This window comes from Alsobacter sp. (genome assembly GCF_059501845.1).
Genome location: NZ_JCACDK010000022.1, coordinates 139,323 through 153,744, shown reverse-complemented (window position 1 = coordinate 153,744; position 14,422 = coordinate 139,323). Strand labels below are relative to the sequence as shown.

The following is a 14,422-nucleotide window of genomic DNA, read 5'->3' as shown; positions in this document are numbered from 1 at the left end:
TAACACTCATCCGCATTTTAAATTTACGCGTTTGATACTCCGCCCGCGCAGGATGCCGACCTCTCAAGCCGGGTCCCCGAATGTCCGCCTCGCTGCGCGCCCAACGTCCCCTGCCCTATGACCCAGGAACGGCTGCAATCCAGCCGGACCGGACACAACCCGCTGCCGAGAAACGCGGCCATCAGGCGCGCACGCCCGACGAAAGCGGCGACGGCTCGCCCCGCCGACGCGGGGCGTTGCGGCCGGACGTTCTCGCTCCGTCACGCGCCCGGATCGGCGGCCGGACCCGCGTGGCGCTGTTCCGGGCGGTCGACATGTTCGCCGTATCGCTGCTGGCCGCGCTCGGCTGGACGATGGCCGTGGGCGGAAATCCCCTGCTCGCGCCGGCCGGATTCCTTTTGCCGTTCGTTTTCGGGCCCCTCTGGACCATGGGTCTCCTGAAAGCGGCCGACTGCTACTCCTTCGGCAACCGCGACGGGCTGCTGGCCCATGTGGCGAAGGTGGCGGCCGCAATCCTGTGCGTCTTTCTGCTGCTGGTCACGCTCGTCGAGGTTCTTCCCCAGCGCCTCGCGCTGCGCCCTGCCCTGCCCGCCCTGACACTCCTGCCCGTCATCCTGTGCGGATTGCACGGGATCTGGTGGATGCTGGTGCGCCGGTGGCGCAAGGCGGGCGTGCTGACCCCGAACATCGTGCTCGTTGGCGCAACGGCGAACGCCGAACGCTTTATCAGCAAGGCCAAGGAGAGCGGATCGGTTTCCATCCTCGGCATCTTCGACGACCGCGCCGGGCGCGTGCCGCCTGACATCCTCGGCGTGCCGGTTCTCGGCGACACCCGCGACCTCGTCGAGCACAGGCTGATGCCGTTCGTCGACCGGATCGTCGTTTCGGTTCCCGCCGAGGCACAAGGCCGGGTCAGGGAACTCATGCAGCGGCTGCGCGTGCTGCCGAACGAGATCAGCCTGATTCTCGACGAGGACGACCCGACACGCCAGGCCGCGTTCGACCGGCTCGCGGACGCTCCGCTCGCCCGCCTGTCGGGAGTGCGGGCCGGCAGTCACCCGGCCTTGCTGAAGCGCCTGCAGGATCTCGTGCTCGGCACCATCATCTTTGCGCTGGCCGTGCCGGTGATGGCGATCATCGCGGTTGCCGTCCGTCTCGACAGCCCAGGCCCAATCTTCTTCCGCCAGCGCCGGCACGGCTTCAACAACGAGGAGATCGTCGTCTGGAAGTTCAGGTCGATGCGGCATGACGCGAGCGACGCCCGGGCGCACAGGCAGGTGTCGGCCGGCGACGACAGGATCACCCGCGTCGGGCGCTTCATCCGGCGCACCAGCCTCGACGAGATCCCGCAGATCATCAACGTGCTTCGTGGCGAGATGTCGCTTGTGGGCCCACGCCCCCACGCCATCGGCATGCGCTCGGGCGGCCAGGAAAGCGCAAGGCTCGTGGCGGAGTATGCGCACAGGCACCGCGTCAAGCCCGGCCTGACGGGCTGGGCCGCGATCAAGGGCTCGCGCGGCCCTGTCGATACGCCGGAGGAAGTCCGCCGCCGCGTCGCTCTCGACGTCGAGTACATCGACCGCCAGTCGTTCTGGCTCGACCTCTACATCATCCTCATGACTGTGCCCTGCCTGCTCGGCGACCGGTCAGCGGTGCGCTGAGGAAAGCAAGCTGCTTGACTTGAGCGCCGGTCGCGACGTTCCGTACCGAGCCTGAACGGGACTCACGAGGCAGCCGGCACATGGCGACGGGACACGGCGACGACCTCCCCGCCTGCCCCATGTGCGGGGATACCGCGGTGTCCCTCGTCTGGAAGAGCTACCCCGGATACCGGGAGCCGGACGTCTTCGACATCGCCGAATGCAGGGCTTGCCGCACGCGCTTCGCCATGCCCCTGCACGGGGACACGTCCGCATTGTACGAAGCGATCTACCGGCAGGCTGACCGGATCCCGGGCTACGAGCGCTATGCGCGCTATGCCGTGGATGTGGAACGTTCGCTGGACCCTCTCGGATACCTGGCGAACCGGGAGCCCGCCTATTGGGGGATCTGCAAGACACTTGCGAGAGAGACGGGAGACCGCTTGAAGGTGCTCGAAGTCGGCAGCGGCCTGGGCTACCTGACGTCCGCACTGCGCCACGCCGGGCATGAGGCCACCGGGCTCGACATTTCGGCTGAGGCCGTGAGCCGTGCCAGGCAGCGCTTCGGTCCGTATTTCGAGGACATGTCGATCGAGAGCTTCGCTTCGTCGCAGCCTGGTCAGGTCGACGTGGTGGTTGCAACCGAAGTGGTGGAGCACCTTCCAGCCCCCCTGCCCTTTCTCGAGTCCTGCCTGAGGGCCGCCCGCCCGGGTGGCGCGGTCGTGGTGACGACGCCGAACAAGGACTGCTACGCTCCGCACGTCACCTGGGCAGTTGACTCGCCGCCCGTGCATCTTCTCTGGCTCACGCAGGACAGCCTTGCTGCAGCGGCCATAAGGCTGGGAGCGACGGTGGAGTTCGTGGATCTCGGCGGCTTTCCGGGCTCGTCGTCGTGGCGGCTCCGGACACCCCGGGCAGGATCGGTCAAGCCGCCTATCCTCGACCGGGACGGCCGGCCCCGGCGCAAGCCGGAACCTGCGCAGGGGTTGGCCAGATCGCTGAAGTCTCTGCGCAAGGCCGCGAGCCTGCGCGTCGCCCAGCTGACCGGGCGGACACAGGCCGGGCAGGTCGGCCCCAGCCCGACGCTTTGTGCGGTTTTCCGGCGGTCGCCATCCACCTGACTTCCGTTCCGGTGACCATGCCGGCAACACATTCGTCTGTTGAACGGGTCGCAGCTTGACACCAACAGGCCGCGGCAGGCTGATGAACTGACCAAGGACGAGACTGACGTTGAGACAGCTACTCTGGGCAATCACCGACATTTCGGATCAGGCGGTGATCCTGCCGGTCGTCGTCTCCGTCGCAGCACTACTGCTGCTTGCGGGTGAGCGGCGCGCGGCCGCGTGGTGGAGCTTCGCGATCTGCGTTGCACTCGGCGGCACGTTCTTCGCGAAGATCGTGATGATCCCCTGCGGGCCCCATTTCGGGATCCCCGTCAGGAGCCCCAGCGGCCATGCCGCGGCGGCGGTCGGCGTCTTCGGAGGGCTGTGCGTCCTCGCGGTGCGTCTCGGCATGGCCCGTGTTCTGGCTGTCACACTCGGGTGCGGGTGTGCCGCCCTTGCGGTCGCGGTCGGCCTGTCGCGCGTCCTGCTCCACAAGCACAACGTTCCGGAAGTGCTGATGGGCGGAGCGATCGGCCTGTCGGCGCCGATGATCCTTTTCTCCGTGCGCCGGCTCTACCAGGAGGACCCGCAGATCCGGATGCGCTGGCTGGCCGCCGCTCCGCTCGCGGTTGCCGTGCTCTTCGTCGGAGGGCAGGCCGGCGCCGAACCCAAGATCCTGCGCCTCGCCCATTTCTGGGCCGACAGCCTGCAGGTCTGCCAGTCGCGGCGCGCCGTCCATGCCGGGTCACACACAGCGCAGCTTCAGTTGCCGGAGGCAGGAACCTCTGCCGAGCCTGCCTTGCCCTTCCGCTTGCCGGGATAGGTGGCCACGCCCTCCTGCTTCTGCCAGTTCGGGTCATAGGGCTCGTAGGGCTCCGCCGGGAGGACGGCTGCACCGTCGACGTCGGGCGGCGGCGCGGCGGCGGCGTCGAGCTGAGCCTTCCATGCAGCCTGTGCCTGCGCCCTGCGCTGGGGTGACTCCTGGACGGCGCGTTCGTCGACGGGACGCGGCCGGAACATGGGTCGCGGCCCTTTCGCCGTCACCACCGGGAGCGCCATCAGCCTGCCGCCGTTCCTGACCACCTCGATGCCCTCCTGCGTCGGGCCGAAGGTGACTTTCCGGCCGCCGAGGATGTCGAGGATGGAACAGCGCGCGAAGTGCTCCTCGCAGGCCTTACGGGTGGGGAATCGCGGCGATGTTTCCCCGAGTTCGGCGCGGGTGTTGGCAAACGCGTTCGAACATTGCTGCTGGGACAGTCGGCCCGAGAGCTGGCACGTGTAGGGCGTGCCGAACGTCCCCGTCTGCGCCGCGGCGGAACCGGGAGACCCCAGCAGAAGCCCCAACGCAAGCGCGGCGACGGCGGCGGCAGCCGGCTGCGCCGGCACGGCACGGTTGCAGATCATCGATCGCTCTCCAGGCCGGAGGCTCCGGCGATGCCGCCCCTAGCATCCTTGGCGGCCCGGGGGGAACCCCCTGCGTCCACGCGCGAAGCAATCGGCCGGAGCCGCGGAAGGCGGGGTTTTGCCGGGCGGCGTACCGCTTCCGGCCAGGTTTCCGCAGCGGCATTCGCCAGCTTAATTACTGCCTTGCGTTAATGTATCGAGTGTAAAGCCGCATGACCACCGCTGCGCGTCACGATTCCGCCGGAGCTCCTCCGGCGCGGCACTACAAGGTCCTGCGCACCAAATCGAAGGCGGGAGGGCCGTGGGTGGTCGCCTGGGGCTTCCTCGTGAGGCACCAGACGCCATCCGGGCGGAAAGTGCTGAAGTTTCGCTCAGAGACGATCGTTTCCGAACATGCCACGCGCGAGGAAGCGGAAGAAGCCGTTCTCCGCCTGACCCGTATCGGTGGCGCGCCCGAGGGACCCACAAGCGAATGAACACACGTGCCGTGGGGGTCGCGCTCAACCATTGGCAAGGCAGCGTTCCGGCTTACTCACCACATTTCAAGGATGTGGGATTGTGCATCTTGCGGTTTGTCCGGGTGTAGCCGATAGATGTGCGGCGCAATGGGGTCGGCGGAATCACTGGCGGGGGCGCAACGCGGTCTTCCTCAGAGTGAGCGATCGATCCCAACGCATGACGGCCTGGTGGCGGAGTGTTACGCACGGGATTGCAACTCCCGGTAGGGAAGGTTCGAATCCTTCCCCAGGCCTCCATTCAGCACTGCGATCGACATGTCGTCTGGCCGTCCGTGACCGGCGGACGCCGTGATAGGGTTGAGCAAGCATGGCGCGGCGGCGACCATTGCGCCAGGTTCGCACTGCGATGGAATCGGCCATGACCCCTTCTTCCGACGATGACCCGGTCCTGGTGACGGGGGCAGCCGGCTTCATCGGCTATCATTTCGCGCTCAGGCTGCTGCAGGCAGGCCGTCCCGTCGTCGGCATCGACACCGTGAACGCCTATTACGATCCGGCCCTCAAGCGTGCCCGGCTCGAGCGTCTCGCCGCCCTGCCCGGCTTCACCTTCATCGAAGCCTCGATCTGCGACCGCGTGGCCGTGGAAGAGGCGTTTTCGCGCCACCGGTTCCGCCACGTCGTAAACCTCGCCGCGCAGGCGGGCGTGCGCTACTCCGCCGTCAACCCCTACGCCTACGGCGAAAGCAACCTGGACGGCTTCCTCGTCCTGATCGAGGCGTGCCGCCGGCACGCAGTGGAGCACCTCGTCTTCGCCTCGAGTTCGTCCGTCTATGGCGGCAACACGGCGATGCCGTTTTCCGTGCACCAGAACGTCGACCACCCGCTCTCGCTCTATGCCGCCACCAAGAAGGCGAACGAGCTGATGGCGCACGCCTACGCCCACACCTACGGGCTGCCCTGCACCGGGCTGCGCTTCTTCACAGTCTACGGCCCCTGGGGCCGGCCGGACATGGCGATGTGGCTGTTCACCGAAGCAATCCTCGCCGGCAAGCCCATCACGCTCTTCAACCAGGGCCGCATGCGGCGTGACTTCACCTATGTCGACGATATCGTGGAGGCGATGGTCCGCCTGCTGCCCCTCGCACCGGCGCCGGACCCGGCCTGGTCCGGCGAGATGCCGGATCCCGGCACCAGCGCCGCGCCCTGGCGCATCTACAACATCGGCAACAACAATCCGGTGGAGCTGATGCACCTCGTCGCGGTGCTGGAGAAGTGCCTGGGCCGCACGGCCGAGAAGGTCTACGCACCCATGGCAGTGGGCGACGTGCCCGCCACCTACGCCGACATCTCCGACCTCTCGGCCGCCGTCGGCTTCCGGCCCGCCACGACAATCGAGGACGGCGTCGCACGCTTTGTCGCGTGGTACCGGGAGCGGTACGGCGTGTGAGGGCTTCGATCCACCGCTGCAACGCAGCCGTGCTGTTTAAGCGACCCAAATGACCCCAATCAACCCGGTTCGCTCGCAAATCGTGCCTCAAGATACGTCAGTCAGCTTGTTTGAGGACTTTGTTCCGCCGGCTTGGCAATCCGGAGCGCGCAATTTCCCGGTTGACTGCACAGCAACACTGCTTAACCTCCAGTACTGAGGTTGATTTCAAAGTTTGCCTGGCTGTGGAGCGTGTTCTGCCGAAGACTTACTTACCGCAGATAGACGGCATACGGTGCATTGCCGTTCTGCTGGTCATGTACTCGCACTATTGCGATCCAGATTCTGCCTGGGGTCATTACGGTGTACGAATATTTTTTCTGCTAAGCGGGCTTCTTATCACATCAATATTACTCAGGCCCTCTGCTCAGGAACCCCATCGTAAGCTCATCAATTTCTATGCACGCCGCACATTGCGGATATTCCCAGCATATTATGTTCTCGCGGCTATTCTCGCATTTGAATCGGCCGACGTGCGCGCAGTCTTTGGATACGTCGTAACCTACCTCGTAAATTTCTACTTTGCCTTCCACGCCACATGGGAACCTTGGCAGGTTGTCCATCTTTGGACGCTCAGCGTGGAAGAGCAGTTCTACCTTCTCTTTGCACCTTTCTTTATCTACGTGAGAAGGTCGCTTGCTGTTCCTATTCTTGCGGTCTGCGTTGTAGCCGCCCCTGTTTTCCGGTGGGTTGTATTCGGCCTCGCCCCGGATGTTGCGCCATATGTACTGCTACCGAGTTCACTTGACGCACTCGCCGGTGGAGCGCTTCTCGCCGTGTTTGCAAAACACTTGGAGCGCTTTCCCGATGCCGGCTTGATTGCCATCATGCTCCTGTTCCCAGCAATCATCTTCTTGATGGGTTTCGTCTCCGAGAGGAACGACGTAGCGGTTGAAGATTTTCTTGAGCTTTTACCTTTTTCAGCTCTGCTGCTATACGCTGCGCGGGGAAGAGCCGGGCCGCTGGGAACACTGCTTGGTAATCCCGTCATGGTATCGATGGGACGAATTAGTTACGGCTTGTACCTTTATCATTTGCTGCCCGTCTCAATATTGGTTCGCGTGTCAGAGCATTTTGGCTTGGGCTCAGTGTTTGAAAAGCCCGGCCCCGCCCTCTTTGCCGCTGCGATGCCGGCAACGGTGCTGATCGCAGCGTGCTCGTGGTTTGCGTTTGAGAGGTGGTGCAACAGTCTCAAGGTCAAATTCCCAAACTGACCGGCCGAAGAGGGGCCCGAGCATTGGCCAGCGTAAGGTGATCCCGCTCCCTGAGCGCGGCTGCATCCGGAAACTCATTAGGGCCGGCTCAAACCACGAAGATGTCGGTGTGGTCCAGGATCGCGCCCGGCTTCAGTTTTGCGAAGGCCGACAGGCCTCCGGCGTCCGATCCATTGGCGTCGTAGGAGAGCGTTCCCGTCGTCGCGTCGTACACGATGTGCTGTGCCGGCGTGGTTGCGGCTGTGCCCTGGATGAAGGCAGATGCATCCAGCGATCCTGCGGATAGCTGCGTGAACACCGTGTGGTCGAGGACGAGACGGTCCGCGCCGTGGGCGAAGTCCGTCAGAGTGTCGATGTTGCCGGACGACAGCGCCGACTTGAAGACGAAGCTGTCGTTGCCCTTGCCTCCGGTCAGGACGTCGTTGCCCGGCCCACCATTGATGACGTCGTTCCCCAATCCGCCGTCGATGCTGTCCTTGCCGGCTCCTCCCAGGAGCGTGTCGGCCGCGTTTCCGCCCGTGATCTTGTCATCGCCAGACCCGCCGGTGATCGTGTTCGTGCGGTTATTGCCGGTTGCGGTGAAGTTGCCGCTGCCGGCGAAGGTGAGGTTTTCCACCCATGGCGTGGAGGCGAGGCTGTAGGACGACAGTGTCGTGACGATGGTGTCCGTGCCGCGGCCGCTCAGCTCGACGACCACGTCGAGAGGGTTGTCGACGTAGTAGGTGTCGTCGCCGTAGCTGCCCGACATCGTGTCGGCACCCTTCCCTCCGTCCAGCAGGTCATTGCCGTTGCCGCCGTCGAGATTGTCGTTTCCGGTGCCGCCGAAAAGGGAGTCGTGTCCGTCGCCGCCCTTCAGGACGTCGTTCCCGGCATCCCCGCGCAGGACGTCGTTACCGCCCTTGCCGTCCAGAAAGTCCTGATTGTTGCCGCCGGAGAGTACATCCTTGCCGGCTCCACCGATGATCGTGTTGTCACGGTTGTTTCCGGTCCCGGTGAAATCAACGGCTCCCGAGTAGACGAGATTTTCCACATACGGGGTAGACGCCAGCGAGTAGGACGCGAGGCCTGTGATAACCGTATCGGTTCCCCGGCCGGACTGTTCGATGACGGTGTCGCCGGGACTGTCGACGTAATAGGTATCGTCGCCGTAGCTGCCCTCCATGCGGTCGGCGCCCAGGCCGCCATTCAGCGTGTCGTTGCCGGCGAGCCCGAAGATCGTGTCCCCGAACGCGGTGGGGAAGGGCTGCCCTGGAACGGTGCTGGACGGGGTGATGAGGTCTGCACCCGCGGTGCCGGTGATGGTCACGCCCGCTCCCGTTGAGTCGATGATCGTGCCCGACCCGGTATCGGCGCCCCCGATCTTGCCCGCCCCGCTGGTCCCGGTAAGGAGCAGGGTGACGGCTTCGTTCCCCTCCACGAGCGCGTCCGCCTTGGTCGCGACCTCGATCGTCTTTGTGAGCTCGTTGGCCGCGAACGTCACGGATGTGGAGGGCACGGTATAGTCGTCGTTCGGCGTCGCCGATCCGCCGAGCGAGAAGGACACCGTTTCAACCGTGCCCGTTGCCGTGCGGCTTACGGTGAACTGGAGATTGCCACCCTCCGCCACCGGGGATGCATTGCCGATGGTGTAGACCGACGCGGGTGTCGCATCGGTGATCGTGCCGGACGCGGAATCAGACGCGCCGATCATTCCCGTTCCGCTCGCGTTGGTCAGTGTCAGGCTGACCGTCTCGTCACTCTCGATCACCTTGTCCGTCTTGGTGACCACGCTGACCGTGGCGGTAAGGTCGGACGCCCCGAAGGTGACCGACCCCGAGGGGACGGTGTAGTCGAGCCCCGGCGACGCGGACCCGCCCAGCGAATAACTCACCGTCTCCGAAGCACCCGCCGTCGTGCGGCTCACGGTGAACATGAGGGTTCCCCCCTCCCCAACCGTGGGTGCCGCGGCGATGCTGTAGACGGGTGTTGCCGTGGCATCCAGGATGGTGCCAACCCCGGGAGTGGCGTCGACCGTCCCGGTACCGCTTGCATTGGTCAAGGTCAGGCTCACGGTTTCGGGTGACTCCGGGACCGCGTTCGTCTTGGTGCCGACGACGATCGTCTTGCTCACCTCGTCCGCTCCGAAGGTCACGGAGCCTGCGGGAGGCGTGTAGTCGTCGTTCTGGGTCGCCGTCCCGCCCAGAGTGTAGTTCACCGTCTCTTGGGTTCCCGTAGACGTCCGGGTGACGGTGAAGACGAGGTCTCCACCCTCGGTCACCGCCGCGGCGTTCCCGATGCTGTAGACAGGATCCGGGGTCGCGTCCGTGATCGTGCCGGTGCCGGTCTTGGCCGCGCCGAACGTGCCGGAGCCGCTGGCATGCGTGAGCGTGAGGCTCACCGTCTCGTCGGCTTCGATCACCGTGTCGGTCTTTGTGGCCACCGTCACGACCTTGACGAGCTCATCCGGCTTGAAGGTCACGGTCCCGTCCGGAGGCGTGTAGTCGGCGGTGGGCAGAGCCGTGCCGCCGAGGGAGTAGCTGATCGTCTCGTCGGTCCCGCTGGTTGTCCTGCTGATGGTGAAGCTCAGCGAACCGCCTTCGGCCGCCGCGTCGGCGTTGGAAATGGTGTAGACGGGCGCCCCGGTCGTGTCGGTGATGGCGCCGGTGCCTGTCTTGACCCCGCCCAGGGTGCCGTCGCTGGCGGCGGTCAGCGTCAGGCTGACCGTCTCGTCCGTTTCCGTGACCGCATCCGTCTTCGTCGCGATGGTGACGACCTTCGTCAGGTCGTTGATCCCGAAATCCACAGAACCTGACGGCGCCGTGTAGTCGGCGCCTTGGCTCGCCGTGCCGCCCAGCGAATAGGTCACCGTCGAAGCGGCGCCACTGGCCGTGCGGCTGATCGTGAAGCTCAGCGTGCCGCCCTCGGTAACCGGACTGGCGTCGGCGATGGTGTAGACGGGCGCACCATTGCTATCGAGGATGGTACCGACACCTGTCTGCACTGCGCCCAGCGTGCCACCGGGGGCATTGGTCAACGTCAGGCTGACCGTCTCGTCCGGTTCAGCGACAGCGTCCGTCTTCGTTGCGATGGTGACGACCTTCGTCAGGTCGTTGATCCCGAAATCCACAGAACCCGACGGCGCCGTGTAGTCGGCGCCCTGGCTCGCCGTTCCGCCCAGCGAATAGGTCACCGTCGAAGCGGCACCGCTGGCCGTGCGGCTGATGGTGAAGCTCAATGCGCCGCCCTCGGTGACCGGGCTGGCGTCGGCGATGGTGTAGACGGGTGTCCCGGTTGCATCGAGGATGGAAACGCTGGCGCTCGCGGGAACGCCGAGCGTTCCGCCTCCCGACCTGCTCCCGAGAGTGAGTTCGACGGACTCGGTGCTTTCCGCAGCGGCATCCGTGAGGGTGTGGATCGTCACCGTCTTCGACGTATCCCCGGCGCCGAAGACGACTGATGTCCCGGGTGACGTGTAGTCGGTGCCCTCCGTGGCCGTGCCGCCCAGCGAAAAGTTCACGGTCTCGCCCACGCCGGTTGTGGTGCGGTTTACCGTGAAGGTCAGGTCGCCCCCCTCCGACACGGATCCTGGGGACGGCCCCGTGACCGTGTAGGCAGGCTGAGGAGTTGCGTCGGTGATGGTCCCCGTCGCGCTCTTGCCCACCTGGCCAATCGTGCCGGTGCCGCTTAGCGTCCCGAGGGTGAGCTCGACGGTTTCGGATCCTTCGATGACGGTGTCGCTCTTCGTCGCGATCGTGACCGTTTTGGTGACGTCGTTCAGGCCGAATTCGACAGAACCGGACGGAGCGTTGTAGTCGGACGGGGAACCTGCGGAGCCTGCGAGCGAATAGCTCACCGTTTCCGCTGTGCCCGTGGCCGTCCGCGTGATCGTGAAAACGAGGTCATTGCCTTCAATGGCGGCCGCCGGGGTTCCAACAGTGTAGACGGGCGGGGCCGTCTGATCCGTGATGATGCCTCCGGCAGTGCCCTGCCCTTCCGCAATTGCACCGCCGGCGGTGGGGTTGCTCAACGAGACCGTCACCGTCTCGTTCGGCTCGATCTTCGTGTCGGTGAGGGTCGGGACCGTGACCGTCCTGGTGTACTGGCCGTTGGTGAACTGCACCAATGTGGACGGGGCGGTGTAGTCTTCGCCTGACGTCGCCGTGCCGCCGAAACTCACGGTTACCGCGCCGTTGCCGGTAGCGTTACTCCGGGTGATCGTAAACTGGAGGGCCCCCCCTTCGGCTACTGTTAGGGCGTCGGAGATGGCGTATTCAGCGGCGCCGCGAAGGCTCGCGGCCGAGAAGGTTACGCCGTTGCCGAAGGAGACTTTTTCGACGTTGACGATGTCGTCGATTCCGTCCGGCGAACCGCCGCGCTTGTCGGCAATGTGGAGGTACCCATTGCCCGGTTCGGTCACCGTGTAATCGGAGCGAAGGCCGCTATACGCGACGGTGTCGGTGTCGCTCCCCCCGTCGATTGTGTCGTTGCCGGCGCCGCCCGAGATCGCGTCGTTGCCGCCAAGTCCTGAAATGGCATCGTCTCCGCCGCCGGTTGTGATCCCGTCATTGCCGCTGTTGGCCTGATTGGGGTCGACGTTGAGAACGACTTCGCTTCCAGTAATGCTTGCGGCTGTTGTGCCCAACTCACTGGAAAGGTCGACAATGCCCGCTTTCGATAGCGTCAGGTAAACTCGGTCGTTTGGAAAATCAGCGTTGTAGCGGATCGTGTCGAACGCCTCAAACTGAGTCGCCGTGCCGCGCACGTTTCCGCCGATCGTGTTGAGAATTTCCATTCCCGTGAAAGTCAGGGAACCCAGGATCTGACTTCCTTGGATCGTGAGTTGGTCGTTGCCGGTGCCTCCGTCGACAGTGCCGGCCCCGGCATTCAGGACGTATAGGCTGATGCTGTCGTCGTCGGTACCGGCGCTTATGCTGGTGGTGCCTCCATCGTCGATCGTATCGCTTATGATGTCATCACCGGCATTACCCTGAAGGGTGTCGTTGCCGGTGCCTCCCTCAAGCGAGTCGTTGCCTGAACCGCCAGTTACCGCATCGTCCCCGGCACCCCCGTCTATTGTGTCGTTTCCAATCCCGCCCGACAATGTGTCATTGCCCCCCCGTCCGGAGAAGACGTCATCGCCATCGCCGCTCGTGATCTTGTCATTACCGCTGTTGGCCTGGTTGGGATCTACGTTGACAACGACATCACTTCCCGTGATGTTCACCCCTCGTGTGCCCAACTCACTTGATAGGTCAACGGTGCCCGCCTTTGACAACGTGAGATAAACTGAGTCATTCGGGTAATCAGCGTTGTAGCGGATAGTGTCGAAGGCCTCGAACTGCGCGGCCGTTCCCGTAACAACACCTCCATTGGTGTTGAGGAACTCCATGCCCGCAAAAGTCATAGAACCCAAGTTCTGAGACCCTCCAACGCTCAGCTGGTCGGACCCGCTACCTCCGTCGACGGTGCCGGCTCCTGCATTAAGAATGTAAAGGTTGATAACGTCGTCGTCGGCCCCACCAGAAATACTGGTCGTACCGCCATCATCGATCGTGTCAGAGATCGTGTCGTCGCCCGCATCGCCGTTCAGCGTGTCGTTGCCGGCGCCGCCATCGATCGTGTCGTTGCCGGCGCCGCCCGAGATCGTGTCGTTGCCGCCAAGTCCTGAAATGGCATCGTCTCCGCCGCCGGTTGTGATCCCGTCATTGCCGCTGTTGGCCTGATTGGGGTCGACGTTGAGAACGACTTCGCTTCCAGTAATGCTTGCGGCTGTTGTGCCCAACTCACTGGAAAGGTCGACAATGCCCGCTTTCGATAGCGTCAGGTAAACTCGGTCGTTTGGAAAATCAGCGTTGTAGCGGATCGTGTCGAACGCCTCAAACTGAGTCGCCGTGCCGCGCACGTTTCCGCCGATCGTGTTGAGAATTTCCATTCCCGTGAAAGTCAGGGAACCCAGGATCTGACTTCCTTGGATCGTGAGTTGGTCGTTGCCGGTGCCTCCGTCGACAGTGCCGGCCCCGGCATTCAGGACGTATAGGCTGATGCTGTCGTCGTCGGTACCGGCGCTTATGCTGGTGGTGCCTCCATCGTCGATCGTATCGCTTATGATGTCATCACCGGCATTACCCTGAAGGGTGTCGTTGCCGGTGCCTCCCTCAAGCGAGTCGTTGCCTGAACCGCCAGTTACCGCATCGTCCCCGGCACCCCCGTCTATTGTGTCGTTTCCAATCCCGCCCGACAATGTGTCATTGCCCCCCCGTCCGGAGAAGACGTCATCGCCATCGCCGCTCGTGATCTTGTCATTACCGCTGTTGGCCTGGTTGGGATCTACGTTGACAACGACATCACTTCCCGTGATGTTCACCCCTCGTGTGCCCAACTCACTTGATAGGTCAACGGTGCCCGCCTTTGACAACGTGAGATAAACTGAGTCATTCGGGTAATCAGCGTTGTAGCGGATAGTGTCGAAGGCCTCGAACTGCGCGGCCGTTCCCGTAACAACACCTCCATTGGTGTTGAGGAACTCCATGCCCGCAAAAGTCATAGAACCCAAGTTCTGAGACCCTCCAACGCTCAGCTGGTCGGACCCGCTACCTCCGTCGACGGTGCCGGCTCCTGCATTAAGAATGTAAAGGTTGATAACGTCGTCGTCGGCCCCACCAGAAATACTGGTCGTACCGCCATCATCGATCGTGTCAGAGATCGTGTCGTCGCCCGCATCGCCGTTCAGCGTGTCGTTGCCGGCGCCCCCGTCGATTGTGTCGTTGCCATCTCCACCATTGACGGTGTCATTGCCTCCCTGCGCCGTCGCCGAATCGTTGCCTCCCAGCAAGTTGAGCAACGGATCGGCCAAATCGGAACCCGTGAAGCTGTCATCGCCTTCGGTCGGCAGGGTGTTCGGCGTCCAGGCCATGACGGATCCTCCGGGCTCGAGTTGGTGCCCGCGAGGCCTGTCGCTTTGCCGTCCCTACCTGCGCTCCACTCGGCGCACAGGTCCGCGATCGCGCGGGAGGGCACGGTGTGACGGTTTCAGGCGTATCGGAGCTACCACTTTTGGTTGGGTTAAGTTTTCAGTAACCATGTTCGTGTGTCAAGCGGGATGACGTCCAATTAGACCAGTTTCCGTACGCAAGATTCG

General features: G+C 63.9%; 8 protein-coding genes and 1 tRNA gene. 7 read left to right on the top strand and 2 right to left on the bottom strand.

What is annotated here, in order from left to right; all coding sequences use genetic code 11:
* The first annotated feature begins 80 nt into the window (after positions 1-80).
* The 3 genes from AC5JCN_RS27055 (at position 81) to AC5JCN_RS27045 (ending at position 3,566) form a co-directional block, all read left to right on the top strand.
* The gene (locus AC5JCN_RS27055) at positions 81-1,661 is read left to right on the top strand and encodes an exopolysaccharide biosynthesis polyprenyl glycosylphosphotransferase (RefSeq protein WP_495758253.1); all 1,581 of its coding nucleotides are present in this window, start codon (positions 81-83) and stop codon (positions 1,659-1,661) included.
* Positions 1,662-1,741: 80 nt separating this feature from the next.
* Positions 1,742-2,761: a class I SAM-dependent methyltransferase gene (locus AC5JCN_RS27050; protein ID WP_495758252.1), complete on the top strand. Its 1,020-nt coding sequence runs from the start codon at positions 1,742-1,744 to the stop codon at positions 2,759-2,761.
* Between the two features lie 109 nt (positions 2,762-2,870).
* Positions 2,871-3,566 (top strand): phosphatase PAP2 family protein, encoded by a 696-nt coding sequence (locus tag AC5JCN_RS27045; RefSeq protein ID WP_495758251.1) that lies wholly within the window; start codon positions 2,871-2,873, stop codon positions 3,564-3,566.
* On the opposite strand, the gene AC5JCN_RS27040 is transcribed toward AC5JCN_RS27045, so the two are convergent.
* Positions 3,506-4,147, bottom strand: coding sequence for a DUF1190 domain-containing protein (locus tag AC5JCN_RS27040; RefSeq protein ID WP_495758250.1), 642 nt, complete (start codon positions 4,145-4,147; stop codon positions 3,506-3,508). The genes AC5JCN_RS27045 and AC5JCN_RS27040 overlap by 61 nt on opposite strands.
* A 212-nt stretch (positions 4,148-4,359) precedes the next feature.
* Here AC5JCN_RS27040 and AC5JCN_RS27035 point away from each other — a divergent pair, with 212 nt between their 5' ends.
* The 4 genes from AC5JCN_RS27035 to AC5JCN_RS27020 all read left to right on the top strand — a co-directional run bounded on the left by AC5JCN_RS27035 (position 4,360) and on the right by AC5JCN_RS27020 (position 7,305).
* Positions 4,360-4,623 carry a hypothetical protein gene (locus tag AC5JCN_RS27035; protein ID WP_495758249.1) on the top strand — a complete coding sequence of 88 codons (264 nt, stop codon included), beginning with the start codon at positions 4,360-4,362 and terminating at the stop codon, positions 4,621-4,623.
* A gap of 204 nt (positions 4,624-4,827) precedes the next feature.
* Positions 4,828-4,902 (top strand) — tRNA-Cys (locus tag AC5JCN_RS27030).
* Between the two features lie 121 nt (positions 4,903-5,023).
* Positions 5,024-6,052: an NAD-dependent epimerase gene (locus tag AC5JCN_RS27025; RefSeq protein ID WP_495758248.1), complete on the top strand. Its 1,029-nt coding sequence runs from the start codon at positions 5,024-5,026 to the stop codon at positions 6,050-6,052.
* Positions 6,053-6,276: 224 nt separating this feature from the next.
* Entirely contained in the window at positions 6,277-7,305 is a 1,029-nt protein-coding gene (locus AC5JCN_RS27020; RefSeq protein WP_495758286.1) for an acyltransferase family protein, read from the top strand.
* A gap of 88 nt (positions 7,306-7,393) precedes the next feature.
* Here the strand turns inward: AC5JCN_RS27020 and AC5JCN_RS27015 are convergent, their stop codons facing one another.
* Positions 7,394-14,197, bottom strand: a complete 6,804-nt coding sequence (locus AC5JCN_RS27015) for a Calx-beta domain-containing protein (RefSeq protein WP_495758247.1) — start codon at positions 14,195-14,197, stop codon at positions 7,394-7,396.
* Between the last annotated feature and the right edge of the window lie 225 nt (positions 14,198-14,422).